This is a genomic window from Pseudomonas fluorescens, from assembly GCF_000967965.1.
Taxonomy (GTDB): Bacteria; Pseudomonadota; Gammaproteobacteria; order Pseudomonadales; family Pseudomonadaceae; genus Aquipseudomonas; species Aquipseudomonas grandcourensis.
Genome location: NZ_LACC01000016.1, coordinates 166,813 through 189,391 on the forward strand (window position 1 = coordinate 166,813; position 22,579 = coordinate 189,391).

24 protein-coding genes are annotated in these 22,579 nt (G+C 60.6%); 11 read left to right on the plus strand and 13 right to left on the minus strand.

Annotated features, from left to right (window positions below; genetic code table 11):
- Positions 1 to 75: 75 nt before the first annotated feature.
- From VC35_RS14140 to panM, 4 genes are all read right to left on the minus strand, one after another.
- Positions 76 to 348, minus strand: coding sequence for an oxidative damage protection protein (locus tag VC35_RS14140; RefSeq protein WP_007989188.1), 273 nt, complete (start codon positions 346 to 348; stop codon positions 76 to 78).
- On the minus strand, positions 345 to 1,412 hold the full coding sequence (gene mutY / locus VC35_RS14145) for an A/G-specific adenine glycosylase (protein WP_046040860.1): 1,068 nt from the start codon (positions 1,410 to 1,412) through the stop codon (positions 345 to 347). The genes VC35_RS14140 and mutY overlap by 4 nt, the downstream gene beginning before the upstream one ends.
- The gene (locus VC35_RS14150) at positions 1,409 to 3,640 is read right to left on the minus strand and encodes an AsmA family protein (protein WP_046040862.1); all 2,232 of its coding nucleotides are present in this window, start codon (positions 3,638 to 3,640) and stop codon (positions 1,409 to 1,411) included. The genes mutY and VC35_RS14150 overlap by 4 nt, the downstream gene beginning before the upstream one ends.
- A 78-nt stretch (positions 3,641 to 3,718) precedes the next feature.
- Positions 3,719 to 4,123 (minus strand): aspartate 1-decarboxylase autocleavage activator PanM, encoded by a 405-nt coding sequence (gene panM / locus VC35_RS14155; RefSeq protein ID WP_046040864.1) that lies wholly within the window; start codon positions 4,121 to 4,123, stop codon positions 3,719 to 3,721.
- Between the two features lie 230 nt (positions 4,124 to 4,353).
- Here panM and VC35_RS14160 point away from each other — a divergent pair, with 230 nt between their 5' ends.
- The 7 genes from VC35_RS14160 to VC35_RS14190 all read left to right on the plus strand — a co-directional run bounded on the left by VC35_RS14160 (position 4,354) and on the right by VC35_RS14190 (position 10,258).
- Positions 4,354 to 6,018 (plus strand): OFA family MFS transporter, encoded by a 1,665-nt coding sequence (locus VC35_RS14160; protein ID WP_046040866.1) that lies wholly within the window; start codon positions 4,354 to 4,356, stop codon positions 6,016 to 6,018.
- A gap of 262 nt (positions 6,019 to 6,280) precedes the next feature.
- Entirely contained in the window at positions 6,281 to 6,874 is a 594-nt protein-coding gene (hisB, locus tag VC35_RS14165) for an imidazoleglycerol-phosphate dehydratase HisB (protein WP_003218037.1), read from the plus strand.
- Positions 6,874 to 7,512, plus strand: coding sequence for an imidazole glycerol phosphate synthase subunit HisH (gene hisH / locus VC35_RS14170; protein ID WP_008047713.1), 639 nt, complete (start codon positions 6,874 to 6,876; stop codon positions 7,510 to 7,512). The genes hisB and hisH overlap by 1 nt, the downstream gene beginning before the upstream one ends.
- Positions 7,513 to 7,770 (plus strand): DUF2164 domain-containing protein, encoded by a 258-nt coding sequence (locus VC35_RS14175; protein ID WP_007989200.1) that lies wholly within the window; start codon positions 7,513 to 7,515, stop codon positions 7,768 to 7,770.
- A gap of 42 nt (positions 7,771 to 7,812) precedes the next feature.
- Entirely contained in the window at positions 7,813 to 8,562 is a 750-nt protein-coding gene (gene hisA / locus VC35_RS14180) for a 1-(5-phosphoribosyl)-5-[(5-phosphoribosylamino)methylideneamino]imidazole-4-carboxamide isomerase (RefSeq protein ID WP_046040868.1), read from the plus strand.
- A gap of 91 nt (positions 8,563 to 8,653) precedes the next feature.
- Positions 8,654 to 9,424, plus strand: coding sequence for an imidazole glycerol phosphate synthase subunit HisF (gene hisF / locus VC35_RS14185; RefSeq protein ID WP_007972752.1), 771 nt, complete (start codon positions 8,654 to 8,656; stop codon positions 9,422 to 9,424).
- 78 nt (positions 9,425 to 9,502) lie between these two features.
- On the plus strand, positions 9,503 to 10,258 hold the full coding sequence (locus tag VC35_RS14190) for a substrate-binding periplasmic protein (RefSeq protein WP_046040870.1): 756 nt from the start codon (positions 9,503 to 9,505) through the stop codon (positions 10,256 to 10,258).
- Between the two features lie 146 nt (positions 10,259 to 10,404).
- On the opposite strand, the gene VC35_RS14195 is transcribed toward VC35_RS14190, so the two are convergent.
- From VC35_RS14195 to gpmI, 4 genes are all read right to left on the minus strand, one after another.
- Positions 10,405 to 11,181, minus strand: coding sequence for a divergent polysaccharide deacetylase family protein (locus tag VC35_RS14195; RefSeq protein ID WP_046040871.1), 777 nt, complete (start codon positions 11,179 to 11,181; stop codon positions 10,405 to 10,407).
- Position 11,182: 1 nt separating this feature from the next.
- Positions 11,183 to 12,502, minus strand: coding sequence for a S41 family peptidase (locus VC35_RS14200; RefSeq protein ID WP_046040873.1), 1,320 nt, complete (start codon positions 12,500 to 12,502; stop codon positions 11,183 to 11,185).
- 31 nt (positions 12,503 to 12,533) lie between these two features.
- The gene (locus VC35_RS14205; protein WP_046040875.1) at positions 12,534 to 13,829 is read right to left on the minus strand and encodes a murein hydrolase activator EnvC family protein; all 1,296 of its coding nucleotides are present in this window, start codon (positions 13,827 to 13,829) and stop codon (positions 12,534 to 12,536) included.
- 251 nt (positions 13,830 to 14,080) lie between these two features.
- Complete coding sequence (gene gpmI, locus VC35_RS14210; protein WP_046040876.1) at positions 14,081 to 15,610, minus strand: 2,3-bisphosphoglycerate-independent phosphoglycerate mutase; 1,530 nt, start codon at positions 15,608 to 15,610, stop codon at positions 14,081 to 14,083.
- Positions 15,611 to 15,762: 152 nt separating this feature from the next.
- Here gpmI and VC35_RS14215 point away from each other — a divergent pair, with 152 nt between their 5' ends.
- The 3 genes from VC35_RS14215 to secB are packed head-to-tail and all read left to right on the plus strand — an operon-like array spanning position 15,763 to position 16,974.
- Positions 15,763 to 16,176, plus strand: a complete 414-nt coding sequence (locus VC35_RS14215) for a rhodanese-like domain-containing protein (protein ID WP_046040877.1) — start codon at positions 15,763 to 15,765, stop codon at positions 16,174 to 16,176.
- 1 nt (position 16,177) lies between these two features.
- Positions 16,178 to 16,432, plus strand: a complete 255-nt coding sequence (gene grxC / locus VC35_RS14220; protein WP_008047737.1) for a glutaredoxin 3 — start codon at positions 16,178 to 16,180, stop codon at positions 16,430 to 16,432.
- Positions 16,433 to 16,488: 56 nt separating this feature from the next.
- Entirely contained in the window at positions 16,489 to 16,974 is a 486-nt protein-coding gene (secB, locus tag VC35_RS14225) for a protein-export chaperone SecB (RefSeq protein WP_046040878.1), read from the plus strand.
- 132 nt (positions 16,975 to 17,106) lie between these two features.
- On the opposite strand, the gene trmL is transcribed toward secB, so the two are convergent.
- Positions 17,107 to 17,562, minus strand: coding sequence for a tRNA (uridine(34)/cytosine(34)/5-carboxymethylaminomethyluridine(34)-2'-O)-methyltransferase TrmL (gene trmL, locus VC35_RS14230; RefSeq protein WP_046040879.1), 456 nt, complete (start codon positions 17,560 to 17,562; stop codon positions 17,107 to 17,109).
- Here trmL and VC35_RS14235 point away from each other — a divergent pair.
- Positions 17,561 to 18,001, plus strand: coding sequence for a hypothetical protein (locus VC35_RS14235; RefSeq protein ID WP_046040880.1), 441 nt, complete (start codon positions 17,561 to 17,563; stop codon positions 17,999 to 18,001). The two genes, trmL and VC35_RS14235, sit on opposite strands and share 2 nt — an antisense overlap.
- A gap of 482 nt (positions 18,002 to 18,483) precedes the next feature.
- Here VC35_RS14235 and ntrC read toward each other — a convergent pair whose 3' ends face one another.
- From ntrC to VC35_RS14255, 4 genes are all read right to left on the minus strand, one after another.
- On the minus strand, positions 18,484 to 19,920 hold the full coding sequence (ntrC, locus tag VC35_RS14240; protein ID WP_046040882.1) for a nitrogen regulation protein NR(I): 1,437 nt from the start codon (positions 19,918 to 19,920) through the stop codon (positions 18,484 to 18,486).
- Positions 19,917 to 21,002 (minus strand): nitrogen regulation protein NR(II), encoded by a 1,086-nt coding sequence (gene glnL, locus VC35_RS14245; protein ID WP_008047753.1) that lies wholly within the window; start codon positions 21,000 to 21,002, stop codon positions 19,917 to 19,919. Before glnL ends, ntrC begins: the two co-directional genes overlap by 4 nt.
- A gap of 228 nt (positions 21,003 to 21,230) precedes the next feature.
- The gene (locus tag VC35_RS14250) at positions 21,231 to 21,851 is read right to left on the minus strand and encodes a DUF4124 domain-containing protein (protein ID WP_046040884.1); all 621 of its coding nucleotides are present in this window, start codon (positions 21,849 to 21,851) and stop codon (positions 21,231 to 21,233) included.
- The gene (locus tag VC35_RS14255) at positions 21,848 to 22,363 is read right to left on the minus strand and encodes a DUF4124 domain-containing protein (RefSeq protein WP_046040891.1); all 516 of its coding nucleotides are present in this window, start codon (positions 22,361 to 22,363) and stop codon (positions 21,848 to 21,850) included. The genes VC35_RS14250 and VC35_RS14255 overlap by 4 nt, the downstream gene beginning before the upstream one ends.
- Between the last annotated feature and the right edge of the window lie 216 nt (positions 22,364 to 22,579).

Consider the following 22,579-nt stretch of genomic DNA (forward strand, 5'->3'; position numbering starts at 1 on the left):
GGGGTCGTCAAGCAAGTTTTCAAAAAAATTTTAATTATTACCGTCGCTTACGTTCCGACCCCCGAGAAATCGGGGTTACTCCGACGGCGGCACGTAGCCTTCGGCCTTGGCGTAATCCTCGCCGGAGAAGTACTTGTCCATCTCGCCCTGAAGATATTTGCGGTCTTCGGCGTTCATCATGTTCAGGCGTTTTTCGTTGATCAGCAGGGTCTGGTGCTTTTGCCAGTCGGCCCAGGCCTTTTGCGAGACGTGGTCAAAAATGTCCTGGCCCTTGGCGCCCGGGAAGGGAGCGCGCTCCAGACCTGGCAATTCTTCTTTGTACTTGCGGCACATGATGGTGCGGGTCATGACGACTCTCCTGCGTTCAATACGGCGGCCGCGCGTTCGAGCAAGGTTTTGACCGGGGCGGCAAGGCCCAGGCGCGGCGGGGTGGCGAGGTTATACCAGAGCCAGTCAGCCTCGGCCACGTGATGGCCGGACTCCTGGACCTGAACCAGCCAGGGTTCGATGGATAACTGAAAATGGCTGAAGGTGTGCACCAGGCTCGGCAATGCCTGTTGGGTGCCCAGTTCCAGCGAGTGCTGCGATGCCAGGTGCGGCAGGTCGTCGAGGTCGTCGAGTTCCGGCAAGCTCCACAAGCCGCCCCACAGGCCCGTGGACGGGCGACGGTAAAGCAGGATCGCGCCCTCGCCGTTGGCCAGCATCGGCATCAGCGTGCGTTTCTGTGGGATGGCTTTACGCGGCTTGGGGATCGGGTAGCGGGTTTCCAGGCCGAGCATGTGCGCCTCACAGCCCTTTTCCAGCGGGCACAGCAGGCAGCTCGGTTTGCTGCGGGTGCAGAGCGTGGCGCCCAGGTCCATCATCGCCTGGGTGTAGGCGTTGACCCTATCGTGAGGCGTAAAGCGCTCAGCGTTGGTCCAGAGCTGTTTGGCGACCTTCGGCTCGCCGGGGTAGCCCTCTTGCGCGGTAAATCGCGCCAGCACCCGTTTGACGTTGCCGTCGAGGATCGGCGCGCGCAGGCCCATGCTGATGCTGGCAATGGCGCCAGCGGTGGACAGGCCGATCCCCGGCAGATCAGTGAGTTTTTCCACGTCCCGGGGAAACTCGCCGCCATACTGCTCGACGACGATCTTCGCGGTCTTTTGCAAATTGCGTGCGCGGGTGTAGTAACCCAGGCCCGTCCACAGGTGCAGCACTTCGTCCTCCGGTGCCGCCGCCAAGGCTTCGACCGTTGGCAACGAGGCCATGAAGCGGTCGAAGTAGTTCAGCACGGTGCTGACCTGGGTCTGCTGCAACATGATTTCCGAGACCCACACCCGATACGGGTTGATGTCCTGCTGCCAGGGCAAATCGTGACGGCCGTGGCGGTCGAACCATTCCAGCACCGCCGTTGAAAACTGCTCGGCTCTCATCGCTTGAACAGCTCCTTGAGCGCGTCTTTCAGTTTCGGGTCGACCTTGTCGCCCCATTTCGCGTCGATTTTTTCGCTGATCCTGTCGCCAGCCAGTTTGGCCGCGACCTGGCTCATGCGCTCGTTATCCAGGCGGCAAGCCTTGGCGCCCAGCTCCAGCGGGCCGCGGCAGCGCAGTGGCCACTCAATGCCGACAAACTTGTCGCCGACCTGGCAGGCCGGGTCCGGCATGGCGCTGGTATCGCCTTCGACGATGATGCCAACGCGGTAGTCCATGCCCAGCACTCGCAGATCGATGTCACCGCCACCGTTGACGGTCATGCCCGGGATGCGCACTTTCAGGTCCGGATTACTGGCCACGCCGTTATGGAAGGTCAGATTGCCTTTGAGTTCCTGGAAGGGTGTGTCCTTGCCCCGGGGTTCGCCGTTGAGGGTTTTGCGGTTGAGCGTGGCGATGCCTTTGCACAGCTGTTGCTCAAGGTTGGCGTTGAGCAGCACGCCATTGTTGATGATGAAACTGGCGTTGCCGTTGAGGGTTTCGATCAACGCTTTCTGGCTGTTGCCGCTGCCGGTCAGGCTGCTGTTGAGCGTGACCAGGCCTTTGACCGGCGGATTCTTGCCCTGGCTTTCGAGGATTTTTTCTGCCGGTACCCGGCTGATCTTCGTCTGCAGGTTCAGCGCCGGCACCGGCTGGCGCACATCGAGCGTGCCGGTGGTTTCGAAGTTGCCCTCGTACAGGTCGCCGCGCAGGTTGGCCAGTGTCAGCAGGCCGCCCTGGCCGGTAGCCTTGAGTGCGGCGTTATGGATCGGCAGTTTTTGCAGGGTCAACTGGCCGAAGGTCAGGTCGGCGTCCACATCGAGCTTGCTCAAGCGTTCTACGGGCAACAGGCGCTCACTGCTCCAGGCGTCCTTGGTCGGCGCGGGAGGCAACGGAGTACTGCCGGCGCCGGCCATGGCTTCGGCTTCGGTGTTGGCGACTTCGGCCTGACGCACTTGTGTTGCGCTATTGGCCTCGGCGGATTTCGGCGGCAGGTAACGGTCGACGTTGAAGGTGTCGGCCTTGAGTACTGCGCGCAGCGATTGCTTGGCGAAATCTTCGACGGCAATGCGGCCGCTGAAGGTGCTGTCGTCGACTTTCAGGTTGAGGTTGTCGAGCGCCAGGCTGGTGGGTGTAGCTGCCAGACGGCTGACCAGTTCGACCTTGCTCAGGCTGCCTTCGGCCATAGCTGGGAGTTTCTGGCCGATGCTGTCGACGAATTTCGCCAGGTCGAACTGGGCAATCGAGATACCGCCGCTGACTTGTGGGGTCTTGTCGAGGTCGTTGACTTTCAGTTCGCCCAGTGCCCGCAGTTGGTTGGCGGAGATCTTGATTCCGGTCCACTCGGCGACATTGGCGGCCTTGTCCAGCACCAACTGGCCCTGGGCGGAGAACGTCATGGTCTTGCCTTGCAGCGGGTCGCCGGTCACTTCACCGGACAACTTCATGTCTTCGAGCTGATAGCGCTGCAGTGCACGTGCGATACGCACCTCACCATTGAGCTCGGTACGCACTCGCAATGCCGGCTGGTTGGCGGACAGGAAAGCCGTGAGTTTGAGCGGAATGTTGACGGAGTCGTGAACCGCGCCGGTGCTCAACTGGATGCTTTCGGCGCTGAAACTCTTGCCGGTTTTTTCGTCGCTGTATTCGACCCGTGCGTTGTTCACGGTCAGGCTGTCGATGTCCAGGCGGATCGGCTGCGGCGGTTTTTCGGCCGCGACGCTGGTGGCAGGTGCAGGTTCACTCGCTGCGGGCGCAGTGCTGGTCGTGTCGGTGTTGGCCGGTGCCGGTACCTTGCCGACGTCTTGCCAATTGCCGTGGCCGTCCTTGTCACGGTTCAGGCGCAGGTTCAGGCCCTCGACTCGCACGTCGCTCATCTGCACTTCACGGCGCAGCAGCGGCAGTACGCGCACCGACAGGCCGAGCATCTGCAAGTCGGCAAACGGTTCGGCCGGTTTGATCAGGGTCGCCACACTGGCGTCGTGCAGTTCCAGGCCCAGCCAAGGGAACAGGCTCCAGCCGATATCGCCATTGAGTGTCAGCTCGATGTGCGCCTTGTCGCGGGCAATCTGGCGGATCTCGTCTTTGTAGTCGTTGGGATCGAATAGGTGGGTCAGGGCAAAGCCCAGCGCCACAATGATCAGCAACAGCCCGAGAAGTACCAGACCCAGGATTTTGCCGAACGCTTTCATGGGCGAGTCCTTGTAATTAATCGAATTCAAAATTTAGCCGAGGAGTATAGCGCCCCCGAACAGACGACCGGTCAGTGATCACGCCGGCAATACGTCCAGAGGCAGTTTCAGCTTGGCGGCCAGCGCCTGAGCCTCCAGATGCCCGGCAGGCGCCAGCAGGCGCAGGGGCATGCCCGATTGCGCGGCCATTTTCCGGGCTTCGGCGACCAGTCGCTCGGCAACACCACGGCGACGGGTAATTTTTCGCACACATATTTGGGACAAGTGCCAGGCGTCTTGGTGCCTTTGCAGGCGGGCCGCGCCCAGCAGGCGATCATTGAAGCGCCCGGCGATCAGCGTGCCGTCGCGCAAACAGTCTTCGATCAACTGCTCGGCCCCGGAAAAAGGGGCGAACAGCCAGTCCGGGGCGTCGCTGTAGATCTTCTGCAGATCCTGCCGATCCTGGGCAGTGACTTGGTTCAGCGGCTCGACAATGATCGGCATGGTGATTCCTGTGAGGTCATGAAGCGATAGAGATCAGATGACGTACAAAAGGTGATGTCAGTTTGGTTTTTCTGTCACTTGCAAATGGTAACCTTTGCCCGTTCGTCCGTCCTTCTGCGACCTGTTGTCGCACAACAAGGTGCTCCACCAAAAAACGGTCATGCCTGCGTGCATTAAGGCCGGGAGCGGACAGTGGCTGGCGAACCATACTGATAATTGGGGGATACACAATGACCACGAGCATCACGGCGGGTGGCTTCAGCGCCGACCAGCCTGCGTTCCTGTCCAAGGAGCGGATCATCGCCAAGCCCGGTTTCAACCGCTGGCTGGTGCCACCGGCCGCGTTGGCCATCCACTTGTGCATCGGCATGGCCTACGGTTTTTCGGTGTTCTGGCTGCCGCTGTCCAAGGCGCTGGGTATCTCCACTCCGATGGCCTGCGCACCGGACATGAGTTTTATCGCACAAGTCTTTTCGTCCCAGTGTGACTGGCCGATCTCGATGCTCGGCTGGATCTACACCCTGTTCTTCATCTTCCTGGGTTGCTCGGCCGCCATCTGGGGTGGCTGGCTGGAACATGCCGGACCGCGCAAGGCTGGTGTCGTATCGGCACTGTGCTGGTGTGGCGGCCTGCTGATTTCGGCGCTGGGGGTGTATACCCACCAGATCTGGCTGATGTGGATCGGCTCCGGGGTCATCGGCGGTATCGGCCTGGGCCTTGGCTACATTTCGCCGGTGTCGACCCTGATCAAGTGGTTCCCGGACAAGCGCGGCATGGCGACCGGCATGGCGATCATGGGCTTCGGCGGCGGCGCAATGGTCGGCGCTCCGCTGGCGGCGGCGCTGATGGGGCATTTCGCCTCGCCAACCAGTGTCGGCGTGTGGCAGAGCTTCCTGGTGATGGCCGCGATCTACTTCGTGTTCATGATCGGTGGCGCGCTGTCCTACCGTGTTCCGCCAACCGGCTGGAAGCCAGAAGGCTGGGCGGCCCCGGCGAAAAAAGCCTCGAACGCGATGATCACTCATCGTCATGTGCACGTGAATGTGGCCTGGAAGACGCCGCAGTTCCGTCTGGTGTGGCTGGTGCTGTGCCTGAACGTATCGACCGGTATCGGCATCCTCGGCATGGCGTCGCCGCTGTTGCAGGAAGTGTTCGCGGGCAAGTTGCTGGGGAATGACCTGACCTTCGGTCAACTGGACGCCTCGCAACTGGCTTCGATTGCCGCCATCGCTGCCGGTTTCACCGGTTTGCTGAGCCTGTTCAATATCGGCGGGCGCTTCTTCTGGGCTTCGTTCTCGGATTACCTGGGCCGTAAAAACACTTACTTCGTGTTCTTCGCCCTTGGCTTTGCCCTGTACGGACTGATTCCGAACCTTGGTCACCTGGGCAGCATCGCGCTGTTCGTGGCGGCGTTCTGCATCATCCTGTCGATGTATGGCGGTGGTTTCGCGACCGTTCCGGCGTATCTGGCGGATCTGTTCGGCACGCAAATGGTCGGTGCGATTCACGGTCGTCTGCTGACCGCGTGGGCGGCTGCCGGTGTGCTCGGTCCGGTGCTGGTGAATTACCTGCGTGAGTATCAGCTGAGCATCGGCGTCGAGCGTGCGGCGGCTTACGACATCACCCTGTACATCCTCGCCGGCCTGCTGGTGCTGGGTTTCCTGTGCAACCTGCTGGTGCGTCCGGTGGCGGACAAGTACTTCATGACCGACGCCGAACTGGCCGCCGAACAGGCCCTGGGCCATGACAAAGGCGCTGACAGCAGCACCGTGCTGGAGTGGAAAGCCGCGCCGGGCACCAAGCCGCTGGCGATTGCGGCGTGGCTGGTGGTGGGCATTCCGCTGGCGTGGGGTGTGTGGGTGACCCTGCAGAAGACGGCGGTGCTGTTTCACTAAGTAAACGCATCACCCTTGTAGGAGCGAGCCTGCTCGCGATAGCGGTCTGACAGTCGACAATGATGTTGAATGTGAGGGCCCCATCGCGAGCAGGCTCGCTCCCACAGTTGTTTTGTGGTGTGCCAAATAGCTTGTATGGACATGTCTATCGTCGGCACCCCCGGATTCACTCCGTCAGGGATATCACCTCTCGTGTTTCTGTTTGGCGCCCGCAAGCCTATAATGGCTGCCTTTTTCGCCCAATGATTTTGCGGAGCTGGTGATGGCCGAACGTAAGGCGTCTGTCGAGCGCGACACTCTGGAAACCCAGATCAAAGCCTCGATCAACCTCGATGGCACCGGAAAGGCCCGATTTGATATCGGTGTTCCTTTTCTTGAGCACATGCTGGACCAGATCGCCCGTCACGGGCTGATCGACCTGGATATTGTCAGCAAGGGCGACCTGCATATCGATGACCACCACACGGTGGAAGACGTCGGTATCACCCTCGGCCAGGCGTTTGCCAAAGCCATCGGCGACAAGAAAGGCATCCGTCGCTACGGCCACGCCTACGTGCCGCTCGATGAAGCGCTGTCGCGCGTGGTGATCGACTTCTCCGGCCGTCCAGGCCTGCAGATGCACGTGCCGTACACCCGCGCCACCGTCGGCGGCTTCGACGTTGACCTGTTCCAGGAATTCTTCCAGGGCTTCGTCAACCATGCGCTGGTCAGCCTGCACATCGACAACCTGCGTGGCACCAACACCCACCATCAGATCGAAACCGTGTTCAAGGCTTTCGGCCGCGCCCTGCGCATGGCCGTCGAGCTCGATGACCGCATGGCCGGGCAAATGCCTTCGACCAAGGGCGTTCTGTAATGCAGACAGTCGCGGTTATCGATTACGGCATGGGCAACCTGCACTCGGTGGCCAAGGCCCTCGAGCACGTCGGTGCCGGCAAGGTGCTGATCACCAGCGATGCCAACGTGATTCGCGAAGCCGACCGGGTGGTTTTCCCCGGCGTCGGCGCGATTCGCGATTGCATGGCGGAGATCCGTCGCCTCGGTTTCGATTCGCTGGTGCGTGAAGTCAGCCAGGACCGTCCGTTCCTTGGCATCTGCGTGGGCATGCAAGCCTTGCTCGATACCAGCGAAGAGAACGATGGCGTCGACTGCATTGGCCTGTTCCCGGGTGCGGTGAAGTTCTTCGGCAAGGATCTGGTCGAAGACGGCGAACACCTGAAAGTCCCGCACATGGGCTGGAACGAAGTGAAGCAGAAGGTCAGTCACCCGCTGTGGCACGACATTCCGGACATGGCGCGGTTCTACTTCGTGCACAGCTACTACATTGCTGCCGCCAACGCGCGGCAAGTGGTGGGTGGCGGTCACTACGGTGTCGATTTCGCCGCGGCGCTGGCCGAAGGCTCGCGTTTCGCCGTGCAGTTCCACCCGGAGAAAAGCCATACCCATGGCCTGCAGTTGCTGCAGAACTTCGCTGCGTGGGACGGTCGCTGGTAAATGGCAGTCAAGAAGAAGCCCCCGATCCTGACCCTCACTCCCGAGCAGGAGAGCGAGGCCAATCGCAAGATCAAGCGTTTCATGGAAGACCGCTTCGAACTCGACCTCGGCTCGTTCGAGGCGGCGGAGATTCTTGAGCTGTTTACACGTGAAATTGCTCCGCACTATTACAACAGGGCGATTTTCGATGTGCAGGCGCACCTCAAAGAGAGGTTCGAAAGCATCGAAAGCGACTTGTGGGCGCTCGAGAAAAACTGATTTCCGAGCCAAGCTGAACATTCAAATTTGAAGGTTTGCCAGATGCTGATTATTCCCGCTATCGATCTTAAAGACGGTGCCTGTGTTCGTCTGCGCCAGGGCCGCATGGAAGATTCCACGGTGTTCTCCGATGACCCGGTGAGCATGGCTGCCAAGTGGGTGGAGGGCGGTTGCCGTCGTCTGCATCTGGTCGACCTGAACGGCGCCTTCGAAGGCCAGCCAGTCAACGGTGAAGTGGTCACCGCCATCGCCAAGCGCTATCCGAACCTGCCGATCCAGATCGGCGGCGGTATCCGCTCCCTTGAAACCATCGAGCACTACGTGAAAGCGGGCGTTAGCTACGTGATCATCGGCACCAAGGCCGTGAAAGATCCGGCCTTCGTTGCAGAAGCCTGCCGCGCGTTCCCGGGCAAGGTGATTGTCGGCCTGGACGCCAAGGACGGTTTCGTTGCCACCGACGGTTGGGCTGAAATCAGCACCATCCAGGTGATCGACCTGGCCAAGCAGTTCGAAGCTGACGGCGTTTCCGCGATCGTTTATACCGACATCGCCAAAGACGGCATGATGCAGGGCTGCAACGTACCGTTCACCGCGGCACTGGCTGCTGCAACAAAGATCCCGGTGATCGCTTCCGGCGGCATCCACAACCTGGGTGACATCAAGACCCTGCTCGACGCCAAGGCGCCAGGCATCATCGGTGCGATCACAGGCCGCGCGATTTATGAGGGCACTCTGGATGTTGCTGAGGCTCAAGCTTTTTGTGATGGCTACGCGGCCAGCTCCAAGCTGTAAGCTGCAAGCTGCAAGTTAAAAGCGCGACCGCGATCCGCTCTTACTTGCAGCTTATAGCTTGAAGCTTGCAACTCTTAATCGGAGATTAAGTATGGCTCTGGCCAAACGCATCATCCCTTGCCTGGACGTGGACAACGGCCGGGTGGTCAAGGGTGTGAAATTCGAAAACATCCGCGACGCCGGTGACCCGGTGGAAATCGCCCGTCGCTACGACGAGCAGGGTGCCGACGAGATTACCTTTCTCGACATCACCGCCAGCGTCGATGGCCGCGACACCACGCTGCACACCGTCGAGCGCATGGCCAGCCAGGTGTTCATCCCTCTGACCGTGGGCGGTGGCGTGCGCACCGTGCAGGACATCCGCAACCTGCTCAATGCCGGTGCGGACAAGGTCTCGATCAACACCGCCGCGGTATTCAACCCTGAGTTCGTCGGGGAAGCCGCGCAGCATTTCGGTTCGCAATGCATCGTGGTGGCCATCGACGCGAAGAAGGTTTCCGGGCCGGGTGAAACCCCGCGCTGGGAAATCTTTACCCATGGCGGTCGCAAGCCAACCGGCCTCGACGCCGTTGAGTGGGCGAAGAAAATGGAAGGCCTGGGCGCCGGCGAAATCCTGCTGACCAGCATGGACCAGGACGGCATGAAAAACGGTTTCGACCTGGGCGTCACCCGCGCCATCAGCGATGCGCTGGGCATCCCAGTGATCGCTTCCGGCGGTGTCGGCAACCTGCAACACCTGGCCGACGGCATTATCGAAGGCCACGCCAGCGCGGTGCTGGCGGCGAGTATTTTCCACTTCGGCGAATACACCGTGCAGGAAGCCAAGGCCTATATGGCCCATCGCGGAATCGTGATGCGTTAAACAAACCGATACAGGCCAGTGGACACCATGGCGTACCCAAGGCACTCTTGGGTACGCCATGGATTTCGGTAGCCAGACATGCTTAAACGCTTTCTTCTCGTCCTTGTCAGCGCTTCTCTTTTGTTGATCAGCGGAGCAAACGCTAAAGACAGCCCCGATACCGACCTGGTGTTGCTGACGGAGAACTTCCCGCCGTACAACATGGCGAAGAACGGCAAGAACTTCGCTCAGGACGAGAACATCAATGGCATCGCCACCGATATCGTCCGCGAGATGTTCAAGCGCGCCGACATTACCTACAGCCTGACGCTGCGTTTCCCTTGGGAGCGAATCTACAAACTCACCCTGGAAAAACCCGGTTACGGCGTATTCGTCATGGCGCGGTTGCCGGATCGCGAGAAGCTATTCAAATGGGTCGGCCCGATTGGCCCGGACGACTGGATCATGCTGGCCAAGGCTGACAGCAAGATCACCCTCGAAACCTTGAATGACGCGCGCAAATACAAGATCGGCGCCTACAAGGGCGACGCCATTGCCGAGACGCTGGCCAAGCAGGGCCTCAACCCGATCGTTGTGCTGCGAGATCAGGACAACGCCAGGAAGCTGGTCAACGGGCAGATCGACCTGTGGGCCACCGGTGACCCGGCCGGGCGTTATCTGGCGCGCCAGGAAGGGGTCAGCGGGTTGAAAACCGTACTGCGTTTCAACAGTGCCGAGCTGTACCTGGCACTGAACAAGGACGTGCCGGACGAGACGGTGGCCAAGCTCCAGGCGGCGCTGGACCAGATGCGCAAGGAAGGTCGGGTGGACGAGATCATGGCGCAGTATCTCTAGGATTCAACACCAACCCTTTAGCCATGCTCGGACCACTGTGGGAGCGAGCTTGCTCGCGATGACGGTCTGCCTGTCGATAGAGATGTTGAATTTGATGGCGCTATCGCGAGCAAGCTCGCTCCCACAGGGGTTCTGTGGTGTAGTTGCTAGCGGTACACCCCATCCTTCCCATGCGCCGCCGTCGCCCGGTTACCGCGCACACTGATCATCTGCCGGATATCAATCCACTCGATTCCCTGAGCCTTCAGCTTGGGCAACTCACGCTCCAGCACCGCCAATGTCTGCGGATACGGATGCCCGATCATCACCGCCGAACCCTGCTTGTGCGCGAGGCTGATCGCGGTCTGCAGTTGGGTCAGGATCGCCGCTTCAGCGCGCTCATCGTCGAGAAACACATCCCGCGAAACGCTCGCCAAACCGATTTTCTGCGCTTCGGCTGCGGCCACGGTCTGGGCGCTGGTGCGGCTGTCGACGAAGAATTTATGCCGGCGCTGCAAATCCGCCATCAACCACGCCATGGCGGCTGGCTGTGCGGTCATGCGGCTGCCCATGTGGTTGTTGATGCCGCTGGTGTACGGGACCATTTTGAACGCGGCGTCCAGGCGCTTTTCCAGCTCTTCGATGGGCAACTCGGGGTGCCAGGCGAACGGTCCGGTGGCCGGGTCCATAGGCATGTGCAGGATGACGATCTTGCCGGCGCGATGGGCTTCGCGAGCGAATTCGGTGGCGTGGGGCGTGTCGGGCATGATTGCCGTGGTCACCGGGCCGGGCAGGGCGAGCACGCGGCGATCCCGGGGCAGGTTCTGCCCCAGGTCATCGATGATCAGACTCAGGTAGGCTTTGTGGGGCGTTGGTCCGGCGGGTTCTGCGTGAGCAACACCCGCCAGACAACACAACAGACCAATCAGCAACCGCAGAAACATCTCAACGGCCGGACGTGATGCTCAGCCCTTTGAGCAGGCTCAGGGCCTGGGCCAATTGGTAATCATCGTCCTGCGGCATCGGCTTGGCTTTGCCGCTGGAGCTGGTCGGTTTATCGGCGCCGCCGTTGCCATTGCCCAGGTGACCCTGCAAGTCAGCTTCCTTGAAGTAATCGCTGTCCTGCTCGCTGGTGATCTTGGCCTTGCGTACTTCGATGTCCGGCACGATGCCCTGGGCCTGGATGGAGCGGCCGTTCGGCGTGTAATACAACGCCGTGGTGATCTTCAATGCGCGCTCATTGTTCAGCGGCAGCACGGTTTGCACCGAGCCCTTGCCGAAACTGGTGGTGCCCATCAGCACGGCACGTTTCTGGTCCTGCAGGGCGCCGGCGACAATTTCCGAAGCCGAGGCGCTGCCGCCGTTGATCAGCACGACCATTGGCACGGCTTCGCTTTCGTCCTTGCCGGTGGCAGAGAACCGCAGCTCGGAGTTGGCGATGCGGCCCTTGGTGTAAACGATCAGGCCCTTGGTGATGAAGTGGTCGACCACTTCCACCGCCGCCTGCAGCACGCCGCCCGGGTTGTTGCGCAGGTCGAGAATGATGCCCTTGAGCTTCTTGCCGTTGTCCTTGCGCAGCTTGGCCAGGGCCTTGGAGACTTCTTCGCCGGTCTTGACCTGGAACTGGGTGATGCGGATGTAGCCGTAGCCCGATTCCAGCAACTGGCTCTTCACGCTCTTCACCTGGATGACGGCGCGGGCCAGGGTCACGTCGAACGGCGTGCCGCCGTCGCGCACCAGGGTCAGGGTGATTTTCTGACCGATCTTGCCGCGCATCTTGTCCACGGCTTCGGTCATGCTCTGGCCACGGGTCGGCTGGCCGTTGATCTTGACGATGAAGTCGCCGGCCTGAATGCCGGCCTTGGAGGCTGGAGTATCGTCAATGGGCGACACCACCTTGATAAAGCCGTCTTCGGCGCCGACTTCAATGCCCAGGCCGCCGAATTCACCGCTGGTGCTTTCCTGCAACTCGGCGAAATCTTCAGGGCCCAGGTAGGCGGAATGCGGATCGAGGTTGCTGAGCATGCCCTTGATGGCGTTTTCCAGCAGGGTCTTGTCGTCCACCGGTTCGACATAAGCGGCCTTGATCCGGTCCATCACCTCGGCAAAGGTGCGCAACTCATCCAGCGGCAGTGGCGCCTTGGTGGTCGCAGCAGTGCCCGCAGGCGCAACCGCCGGCGCTGGTTGAGCGGCAAACGCCAGAGGCGCGCCGATCACCAGGGCGATCGTCAGGGCCAGCGAGGTAAGGCGGGACAAATGCAGCATGTCTAACAAACTCCTGAATTAGGTAACGCGCTTATCCTTGCGCGCGGCACCATTGTGCCGGATCACTCGGGTGACCCTGCTGACGAATAGCAAAATACAGCGCTGGGGTGTCCTGCCCGCCACTGTTGCCGACAGTGGAGATGGACTCACCGGCTTTAACAACATCACCCGCAGACTTGAGCAGCGTCTGGTTGTGACCATAAAGACTCAAAAAACCGTTGCCGTGGTCGAGGATCACCAGCAACCCGGCGCCTCGCAGCCAGTCGGCAAACACTACGCGACCACCATGCACCGCATGCACGGTGCTGCCGGCAGACGCGCCGATCATCACGCCATCCCACTTGGTCCGGGCATCGTCGCCACGGCTTTCACCGTAGCGCGCCAGCAGTCGACCGTCGACAGGCCAGGGAAGTTTGCCGCGGGTTGACGCAAACGGGCCGCCAAAGGTCTCGCCGGAACTGGAAACCAGTGCGCCAGGTGTCGACCTGACCGGTTTGCGTGGGGCGTCGTCGCTGGCATCTGCCTGCGCCTGGGCCTCACGTAAACGCTTTTTTTCGGCTTCCTGCTGGGCAATCAGCGCTTTTTGCCGCGCTTCTTCTGCCTCACGAGCCTGGCGGGCCAGGGTTTCTTCAATGGTTTTAAGGACTTTAGACAGGTCTGCCTGATCCTGCTCGCGCGTCGCCAGTTTCTGATCGCGAGCCTTTACGTCGTCATTGAGCTTGGCCAGGACTTGCTGGCGCTCCTTGCGGACTTTCTCAAGCTCGTCACGCTGAGTGTCGAGGCTGCTTTGCTGCACCAGCAATTGCGCCTGCTGCATGGCGATGTCTTTCTCGACATTGGACAGTTGGCGCAGGGTTTCGTTGAAATTCTTCAACTGCTCCAGGCGAGCCTGGCTCAGGTAGTCGTAATAGGTGAGGGTACGGGCGAATCTTTCCGGATTCTGCTGGTTGAGCAGCAGCTTGAGGTATTCCTGGCGACCGTTCTGGTAGGCCGCCCGAGCCTGAATGGCGATCAGTCGTTGCTGTTCAATGCGCGCGCTCTGGAGTTTTTTTTTCTCCGCATCGAGTCGCTGCAGCTCGGCTTCGCTTTTCTTCAGCTCTTTTTGCAGGGCGTCGACCTGCTTCTCGAGCTTGCCCATTTCGGTTTCGGTGCCCTTGAGCTCTTTCTGCACACCGGACTTTTCTTCCTGCAGCTTGCCCAGCAGCTTTTTCAGCTCGGCAATGTCCTGACGCGTGGCGTCCAACTGTTGTTGGGTATCTGCGCGCTCGTCAGCAAAGGCCGGTTGGAGCAGGCAAGTCAGAGCTAGGGCTATCAGGACGCGGAGCATAGGGGCGGGCGGCACCAGGGAAAGGGACGGCCTAGTATGCCCGCCATGGGCGGCAAAAAAAATGCCCATTTCTGACTGTGTGATAACTGGAGCAAGCGACAGACTGAATTCCATTTCGAAAACTCCATAAAGCACTGTGGGAGCGGGCTTGCTCGCGATGGCGTCCGATCATTCAACATAGATGTTGGCTGTCAGATTGCTATCGCGAGCAAGCTCGCTCCCACAGGTTTTGTGGCGTTTTGGAGATCCAGTCAGACCAGAATCGAAGTCCCGGTCATTTCCGCCGGTTGCTCAAGGCCCAGCAACTTCAGCATGGTCGGCGCCACGTCCGCCAGTACGCCGCCCTCGCGGACCTTCAGATCGCGCTTGCCGACATAGATGAACGGTACCGGCTCGGTGGTGTGCGCAGTGTGCGCCTGGCCGGTGGTTTCATCGGACATTTGCTCGACGTTGCCATGGTCAGCGGTGATCAAGGCTTCGCCACCGACTTTTTCCAGGGCATCGACGATGCGACCCACGCACAGGTCCAGGCATTCAACGGCCTTGACCGCCGCCTCGAACACGCCGCTGTGGCCAACCATGTCGCCGTTGGCGTAGTTGACGACGATCACGTCGTAACGCTGGTTTTCGATGGCGTCGACGATGCGGTCGGTGACTTCCGGTGCGCTCATTTCCGGCTGCAAGTCATAGGTAGCGACTTTCGGCGACGGAATCAGGATGCGCTCTTCGCCCGGGAACGGTTCTTCGCGGCCGCCGGAGAAGAAGAAGGTCACGTGGGCATATTTTTCGGTTTCGGCGATGCGCAGCTGGGTCTTGCCGTTTTTCGCCAGGTAGTCGCCCAGCACGTTTTCCAGGCTGCCGGCAGCGAAAGCCGACGGTGCAGGGATGCTGGCGGCGTATTGGGTCAGCATGACGAAACCGGCCAGTTTCGGCTGGCGGGCACGCTCGAACTCACTGAAGTTGTCTTCGACGAACACGCGGGTCAGCTCGCGGGCACGGTCGGCGCGGAAGTTCATGAACACCACGGCATCACCGTCTTCGACTTTTACCGGCTCACCAATGGAGGTGGCTTTGACGAATTCGTCGCTCTCGCCGCGCTCGTAGGCCGCTTGCAGGCCTTCCTGAGCGGTGGCGGCGTTGAATTCGCCCTGGCCATCGACAATCAGGTTGTAGGCCTGGGACACGCGGTCCCAGCGATTGTCGCGGTCCATGGCGTAGTAGCGACCGATGATGCTGGCGATCCGGCCTTTGCCCAGGGCCTGGAAGGTCGCGTCGAGCAGTTCGATCGATGACTGCGCGCTTTTCGGCGGAGTATCGCGGCCGTCGAGGAAAGCGTGCAGGTAGATGTTTTGCGCGCCGCGCTTGAAGGCCAGTTCGGCCATGGCGACCAGGTGATCCTGGTGGCTATGCACGCCGCCATCGGACAGCAGGCCCATGAAGTGCACGGCTTTGCCGGCAGCGACGGCTTTGTCCACGGCAGCGCAGATGGTCGGGTTCTCGAAGAACTCGCCGTCACGGATCGATTTGGTGACGCGAGTGAAGTCCTGATATACCACGCGGCCGGCGCCCAGGTTCATGTGGCCGACTTCGGAGTTGCCCATCTGGCCGTCCGGCAGGCCGACGTCCATGCCGCTGCCCGAGATCAGGCCGTTCGGCACGGTGGACCACAGACGATCCAGTACAGGCTTCTTCGCCGCAAAAATGGCGTTGGATTCGGGATTGTCGCTGTGACCGAAGCCGTCGAGAATCATCAGGACCAAAGGTTTAGGCGTGGTAGTCATGGAATCCGCTCTGGCTTAAGTAAAAAGGGGCAATGGAAAAGGGAGTCGCAGTTTAAAGCGAAGTTCCGGCCACGTCACCGCCGGACGGGGTTTGGCCCACCATAGTGGCTGTGTATACTGGCCGACATTTTAACGCCCTGGAACCTCCTTCGATGGTTGCTCACCTGATTGAATTTGCCACTAACCACTACATTCTCGTCGGTATCTTCGTCGTACTGGCGGCCCTGCTGTTGGCCTATCAAATGCAGGGCGGCGGCCGCAGCCTGAGCACCGGCGAACTGACCGGGCTGGTCAACAAGGACGCAGGCGTGGTGATCGACATTCGTCCAACCAAGGATTTCGCCGCCGGTCACATTGTCGGCGCGCTGAACATTCCCCAGGACAAACTGACCGCCCGCGTTGGCGAACTGGAAAAGCACAAGGCCAAGACCATCATCCTGGTTGACGCCATGGGCCAGACCGCCGGCACCCACGCTCGCGAATTGATGAAATCCGGCTTCACCGCCGCCAAGCTGTCCGGCGGTATCTCCAGCTGGAAAGCCGACAATCTGCCGCTGGTGAAGTGATATGAGTAGCGTCGTCGTCTATTCCAGCGATTACTGCCCTTACTGCTCGCGAGCCAAGTACCTGCTCGAGAACAAAGGCGTGGCCTTCGAAGAGATCAAGGTCGATGGCAAGCCGCAGGTGCGCGCTGCGATGGCCCAGAAGGCCGGGCGTACGTCTGTGCCGCAAATCTGGATCGGCAGCACCCACGTGGGCGGTTGTGATGATCTGTTCGCCCTGGAGCGCGCCGGCAAGCTCGACGCGCTGCTCAGGGCCTGACGGCAATACCCAAAACAAGCAAACCTAAAAGAACCCTGGATCAAGAAGGATCTGCGATGACTGACCAACAGAACACTGCTGCGAACGAAGAAGAAACTGCACCGCAATTCTCCTTGCAGCGCATTTATGTGCGTGACCTGTCCTTCGAAGCTCCGAAAAGCCCGGCGATCTTCCGCCAGCAGTGGGAGCCGAGCGTCGGTCTGGATCTGAACACCCGTCAGAAGACGCTGGAATCTGACTTCCACGAAGTCGTGTTGACCCTGTCGGTTACCGTGAAAAACGGTGACGAAGTGGCATTCATCGCTGAAGTGCAACAGGCCGGGATCTTCCTGATCAAGAATCTGGACGACGCTTCGATGAGCCACACCCTGGGTGCGTTCTGTCCGAACATCCTGTTCCCGTACGCTCGCGAAACCCTGGACAGCCTGGTGACCCGCGGTTCGTTCCCGGCACTGATGCTGGCTCCGGTGAACTTCGATGCGCTGTACGCGCAAGAGCTGCAACGCATGCAGGCTGCTGGCGAGACTCCGACCGTTCAGTAAGCATTCCTGAGCGTCGAAGCAAGTCCAATGTGGGAGCGGGCTTGCTCGCGAAAGCGGTTTTTCAGTCAACATTCATGTTGAAGCTGATGACCCCTTCGCGAGCAAGCCCGCTCCCACATTTGCTATGCGGTGTTATTTGAAGTCGTTCTGACGCCAGGCTTCGTAAACGGCCACCGCCACGGTATTGGACAGGTTCAGGCTGCGGCAGCCCTCGCGCATCGGCAGACGCAGGCGTTGCTCGTTGGGCAGGGCGTCCAGTACGTCGGCGGGCAGGCCCCGGCTTTCCGGGCCGAACAGGAACGCGTCGCCCGGGACGAAGCTGGCATCGTGGAACGGCCGCGAACCCTTGGTGGTGAAGGCGAACAGCCGTGGATGGCCGAGGCTCTCCAGGCAGCTGGCGAGGTCCGCGTGGCGTTGCAGGGTGGCATACTCGTGGTAATCGAGGCCGGCCCGGCGCAGGCGCTTGTCGTCCATCTCGAAACCCAGCGGCTCGATCAAATGCAGGTGGCAGCCACTGTTGGCGCACAGCCTGATAACGTTGCCGGTATTCGGCGGAATTTCTGGTTGGAAAAGGATGACGTGAAACATGCACGGCTCCGAAGGCAAAGATGACGCGCATTCTACGCCGCCAGAAGGCGTGCGTTCGAAACTATTCCTGCGGGTAATGGGCTCGCTGGCGATTGTCGGGGTGATGGTCGGGATGATGATCGGTCGCCTGACTACGCCAGACCCCAGTCAATTGCAGCAGGTTGAAGTGACGAACGACGGGCTGGTGGTGTGGTTCAACAACGAACCCAAGACCCACGGCGAGATGGTTGATGGCAGTGTCGCGCTGCTGTTTGGCGCCGAAGGCAAGGCGCAGAAAGGTCAGCTCAAGCTCGGCGGCAAGGACGTGAACTGGCGGGTACGTTTGAGCGATGGGGGGTTGTTGCTGACACTGGTGGCGGCCCGGCCCCTGCAGGGCGAGTGGGCCGGTAGCGAGGTCGATGACCGCTGGCGGCTGGAGATCCATCTCCGGGAGCAATAAAAGAGGGAATCCCCGGCCTGCCTGTACCAAGGTTCCCGAAACGGGAGGCTCGTCGCGAATGCGGTGTGAGCCCGGTGTAAAGAGGGAACCCCTGACCTGCCTGTATCAAGGGCCCCAAAACTGCTGGGCTCGTCGCGGATGCGGTATGAGCCCGATGTAAAGAGGGGAATCCCCGGCCTGCCTGTACCAAGGTCCCCGAAACCGGGTAGGTGAACTGATTCACTTGAAAGGGTTATTGCAGGGGGCGTGCCAGTTTTCATAAAGAGAAACAAAAAGCCGGTTTTAAACGCTGAAAGCCCCGAGATTCGGGGCTTTCGTGTTTTTTCGAAAGGGATTCGATTGCGAAAGCAGGCGGGGATTCGAAGCTGTTTTTGTGCGCGATTGCGGTTCACGGTGCATTGCGGCGGTGCACTGTTAACCCAAAAAGCATCGCGAGCTTGCTCGCGATTGGGCCTAACGATCAGCGAAGTACTAAAGGCTGTTTAGCCCTCATCCCCCTCATCATCATCCCCGCCATCTACCTTCATCCCCAATTCCTTGATCTTGCGCGTCAGGGTGTTGCGTCCCCAACCCAGCAAGACGGCGGCATCGCGGCGGCGACCGGCGGTGTGTTTGAGGGCGGTTTCGATCATGATCCGCTCGAAGGCCGGCACGGCGCTGTCGAGCAGGCTCGACTGACCACGGGCCAGCGCCTGGTCAGCCCACTGGCGCAGGGCCTGTTCCCAGTTGGTCACGGGCGCCGAGTCCTGAGGCAGGCTCAGCAGCTCCGGCGGCAGGTCGCCGATGTGCACTTCGCGACCCGAAGCCATCACCGTGATCCAGCGGCAGGTGTTCTCCAGCTGACGCACGTTGCCGGGCCACGGCAGGTTCTTCAGGTATTCCTCGGTTTCGCTTTTCAGCAGCTTTGGCTCGACTGCCAGCTCCTGGGCAGCGCGGCCGAGGAAGTGCTTGGCCAGGGTCGGGATATCTTCGCGGCGATCCGACAGGCGCGGGATATGGATGCGGATCACGTTGAGGCGGTGGAACAAGTCCTCACGGAATTTCCCGGCGTGTACCAGGGTTTCCAGATTCTGGTGAGTCGCGGCGATGATGCGCACATCGACCTTCACCGGCACATGACCGCCGACACGGTAGAACTCGCCGTCGGCCAGTACCCGCAGCAGACGAGTCTGGGTGTCGGCGGGCATGTCGCCGATTTCGTCGAGGAACAGCGTACCGCCATCGGCTTGCTCGAAACGCCCGCGACGCAGGTTGGCCGCGCCCGTGAACGCGCCTTTCTCGTGGCCGAACAGTTCGGATTCCATCAGGTCTTTGGGGATCGCCGCCATGTTCAGCGCAATGAACGGCGAAGCGGCGCGCGGGCTGTGACGGTGCAGGGCGTGGGCCACCAGTTCTTTACCGGTACCCGATTCACCATTGATCAGCACGGTGATGTTGGAGTGGCTCAAGCGCCCGATGGCGCGAAACACTTCCTGCATCGCCGGCGCTTCGCCGATGATTTCCGGGGTGCGGGTCAGGGTCGGGGCAACTTCAAGGCCTTGTTGTTCCTGGGCGTGCTGGTTGGCGCGCTTGACCAGGGAAACCGCCTCGTCGACATCGAACGGCTTGGGCAGGTACTCGAAGGCGCCGCCCTGATAGGACGCGACAGCGCTGTCCAGATCGGAGTGCGCGGTCATGATGATCACCGGCAGCCGTGGGTGCTGTTCGCGAATCCGCGCCAGAAGCTCCAGGCCGCTGGCGCCGGGCATGCGGATGTCGGAGATGATCACGTCCGGCTGCTGGCGCGCCAGGCGGCTCATCACGCCATCGGCGCTGTCGAAGCTTTGCGTGGTCATGCCTTCCTGTTGCAGGGCTTTTTCCAGGACCCAACGGATAGAACGGTCGTCATCGACGATCCACACGGTTTCACTACGGCTCATGTCGATGTGGCTCCTTGTTCCAGTGGCAGAAAGATCGAGAAGGTGGTGTGGCCGGGGTGGCTGTCACATTCGATCAGGCCCTGGTGCTGGCTGATGATGTTCTGGGTAATGGCCAGGCCCAGCCCGGTACCGTCCGGACGACCGCTGACCATGGGGAAGAAAATGGTTTCCTGAAGTTCTGCCGGGATGCCCGGACCGTTGTCGATGATTTCGATCTTGGTCACCAGGCGATGGCGCACATGGCCGATGGTGAACTGGCGCATGGCGCGGGTGCGCAGGCTGATGCGGCCCAGGCGCAGTTCGTTCTGGGTGCTGATGGCCTGCATGGCGTTGCGCACGATGTTCAGGACCGCCTGAATCATTTGTTCCCGGTCGATCAGGACGTCGGGGATGCTTGGATCGTAGTCGCGCACCAAGGTGATGCAGCCCTGACTTTCGGCCTCCACCAGATGGCAGACGCGCTCAAGCACTTCATGGACATTGCACATGGCTAGCGACGGCAGCTTGTTGGAGCCGAGCATGCGGTCCACCAGGTTACGCAGGCGGTCGGCTTCTTCGATGATGACGTTGGTGTAGTCGCGCAGGCTTTCTTCCGGCAGTTCCCGGGCCAGCAATTGTGCCGCGCCGCGAATCCCGCCCAAGGGGTTCTTGATTTCATGGGCAAGGCCGCGAACCAGCATCTTGCTGGTTTCCTGTTTCGACAGCTGTGCTTCTTCCTTGGTGATCCGCAACAGGCGGTCACGGGGGTGGACTTCGAGCAGCAGCATCGTGTCGCCGTTGCTCAGAATCGGCGTTACCGCGTAGTCGACGGTCAGGGTCTGGCCGGTGAGGGCGGTGAGCATGGCCTCGCGCTTGGTGAACGGGTGCGCTTGCTCGACGGCCTGGCGCAACGAGTTCAGCGCCTCGGTCGATTCGGTAAACAGCTCGCTGATGAACTGCCCATGGCTACGCTGGCCGCTGATGGCCAGCAGCATCTCCGCCGCCGGGTTCATGTACTCGAGGCGCAGTTCGGCATCAAGCAGGATGGTGGCAGTGGTGAGGTTGTCGAGTAGCAAACGGTGGAGTGCGTCGCTAATGGTCATCGGGACCTCTTTTAGGGCAGAGCATGCGCAAAAAAAACGCTGGTACGGGCAAAATGCAAAAACCAAACCAAGGCTCCGAAAAGAAGCGTTCAGCGCCTGAAACAGGCGTTTGACGCTCGTTTGCGTGGCGTTCTGCCAGCTTTCGCGGGTACTTTCGAACCAAAATGGGTTGGAATGTGAGTACGGTGCAATCTATTGCACCAATATAGTGCGCAAACCTGAACGAGGTTAGAAAAGTCTCAGGAAAGGATTTTTTTCTTCGCCGGGTTTGTCGCTGAGCGGGCATTCCGGCCGCTGGCCGTAGTCTTCGAGAGTGCAGGGTTTGATCCTGCGCTTCTGGGCGAGAGACGTGCGCTGCATGTGGAAAGGCTGGCTGGCGGTGCGTTCGACGATGCGTCCCTGTTCGTCGAGGATTTCCACGGACAGGGTATGGCTGCCGCGATCGATGTTGCTCAAGGCGAACACCGGGCTCAGGCCGGGTTCGGCGGTGGGCTGGCCGTCGAGCAGTAACCGGTAGCGGTGACCGGGTTGCAGGGCAGGTTCGTTGGTCGCGCTGACGATGACTTCGCCAGTATTACTGCGGATGGTTGCGTCGGGTTCCGGGATCAGGATGCGCAGCACCTCATAGTGGAACAGCGCTTGTACTTCGGGACTGCTCTGGGCAATCAACGGCGCTGCGCTGGTGGGGTTGGCCGCTATTCGATTGGTCGTTGTCAGCGGCACGCGCCTGGCGTCGCCGGGTTTGGGCTGGTCGGTGAATACCCGATTGCCCTGGGCGCCGACATACATGAAGACCTCTGCCGAAGTGGGCAGGGCTATCAGGCAGGCGATCAAAAGCCAGGCCTTCAAGGCTTGTGCACCCGCTGTACGGTGAATGTCACCGCAGGGCTCTGCTGTACAACGTTTTCGCCATCGATCACTTGCACGGCGAGGCGGTGCTCGCCGCGATCGATGTTCACCAGTTGCAGGGTCGGCACGTTGCCTGGCTGGCCGTAGGGTTGACCGTCCAGCAGCAGGCGCAACAGGTGGGGCCCTTGCAGGCGCGGCTGGATCAGTACTGTTACGGTGAACGTGCCGTTGTTGGCGCGCAGGGCTTCGGTGCTGGGCAGGCCTGTCAGCTCCAGCGCTTCATAGGTCTTGTGGGGTTGTTCTTTACGACCGGTCTCGGCAGCAGGTGCGACTTCGCCGGCAGGCTGGCGCTCGACGCTGTTGAGGGGCGGCAATTCGACCGGTTGGACGCTGACTCCGTCAGGCGGTTGATTGCTGTACGCGGTGGCACCGTTGGCGTCCGTGTACTTGTAGATCTGCGCCGTGGCGGGCAGAACGATCAGCAGCAGGATGAAGAGAAAACCACGACCCATGGAATCGACCGGAAACGAAAGCATTGGGTTGCAGCATAGGCCAGGTTGGGTGGTTATCCCAAGCCGCTAAATATTTGGATATGGTCTGCGAAATATTCACAGCGCCACAAATCCCACAGGGTCCATCGTCAATCATCGAAATGTGGGATCGAGTACGAGGCGGGGCTGCTCCCGCCGTCCTCTCACACCACCGTACGTACGGTTCCGTATACGGCG

Excerpts from the sequence above, each read along its gene's own strand:
- gpmI (WP_046040876.1), bottom strand. The coding sequence starts at position 15,610 with ATGACTACCACGCCTAAACCTTTGGTCCTGATGATTCTCGACGGCTTC.
- mutY (WP_046040860.1), bottom strand. The coding sequence starts at position 1,412 with ATGAGAGCCGAGCAGTTTTCAACGGCGGTGCTGGAATGGTTCGACCGC.
- secB (WP_046040878.1), top strand. The coding sequence starts at position 16,489 with ATGACTGACCAACAGAACACTGCTGCGAACGAAGAAGAAACTGCACCG.
- VC35_RS14205 (WP_046040875.1), bottom strand. The coding sequence starts at position 13,829 with ATGCTCCGCGTCCTGATAGCCCTAGCTCTGACTTGCCTGCTCCAACCG.
- VC35_RS14215 (WP_046040877.1), top strand. The coding sequence starts at position 15,763 with ATGGTTGCTCACCTGATTGAATTTGCCACTAACCACTACATTCTCGTC.
- VC35_RS14195 (WP_046040871.1), bottom strand. The coding sequence starts at position 11,181 with ATGTTTCTGCGGTTGCTGATTGGTCTGTTGTGTTGTCTGGCGGGTGTT.
- hisH (WP_008047713.1), top strand. The coding sequence starts at position 6,874 with ATGCAGACAGTCGCGGTTATCGATTACGGCATGGGCAACCTGCACTCG.
- grxC (WP_008047737.1), top strand. The coding sequence starts at position 16,178 with ATGAGTAGCGTCGTCGTCTATTCCAGCGATTACTGCCCTTACTGCTCG.
- VC35_RS14140 (WP_007989188.1), bottom strand. The coding sequence starts at position 348 with ATGACCCGCACCATCATGTGCCGCAAGTACAAAGAAGAATTGCCAGGT.
- VC35_RS14200 (WP_046040873.1), bottom strand. The coding sequence starts at position 12,502 with ATGCTGCATTTGTCCCGCCTTACCTCGCTGGCCCTGACGATCGCCCTG.
- hisB (WP_003218037.1), top strand. The coding sequence starts at position 6,281 with ATGGCCGAACGTAAGGCGTCTGTCGAGCGCGACACTCTGGAAACCCAG.
- glnL (WP_008047753.1), bottom strand. The coding sequence starts at position 21,002 with ATGACCATTAGCGACGCACTCCACCGTTTGCTACTCGACAACCTCACC.
- panM (WP_046040864.1), bottom strand. The coding sequence starts at position 4,123 with ATGCCGATCATTGTCGAGCCGCTGAACCAAGTCACTGCCCAGGATCGG.
- hisF (WP_007972752.1), top strand. The coding sequence starts at position 8,654 with ATGGCTCTGGCCAAACGCATCATCCCTTGCCTGGACGTGGACAACGGC.
- VC35_RS14235 (WP_046040880.1), top strand. The coding sequence starts at position 17,561 with ATGCACGGCTCCGAAGGCAAAGATGACGCGCATTCTACGCCGCCAGAA.
- VC35_RS14190 (WP_046040870.1), top strand. The coding sequence starts at position 9,503 with ATGCTTAAACGCTTTCTTCTCGTCCTTGTCAGCGCTTCTCTTTTGTTG.
- ntrC (WP_046040882.1), bottom strand. The coding sequence starts at position 19,920 with ATGAGCCGTAGTGAAACCGTGTGGATCGTCGATGACGACCGTTCTATC.
- trmL (WP_046040879.1), bottom strand. The coding sequence starts at position 17,562 with ATGTTTCACGTCATCCTTTTCCAACCAGAAATTCCGCCGAATACCGGC.
- VC35_RS14160 (WP_046040866.1), top strand. The coding sequence starts at position 4,354 with ATGACCACGAGCATCACGGCGGGTGGCTTCAGCGCCGACCAGCCTGCG.
- VC35_RS14175 (WP_007989200.1), top strand. The coding sequence starts at position 7,513 with ATGGCAGTCAAGAAGAAGCCCCCGATCCTGACCCTCACTCCCGAGCAG.
- VC35_RS14255 (WP_046040891.1), bottom strand. The coding sequence starts at position 22,363 with ATGGGTCGTGGTTTTCTCTTCATCCTGCTGCTGATCGTTCTGCCCGCC.
- VC35_RS14150 (WP_046040862.1), bottom strand. The coding sequence starts at position 3,640 with ATGAAAGCGTTCGGCAAAATCCTGGGTCTGGTACTTCTCGGGCTGTTG.
- hisA (WP_046040868.1), top strand. The coding sequence starts at position 7,813 with ATGCTGATTATTCCCGCTATCGATCTTAAAGACGGTGCCTGTGTTCGT.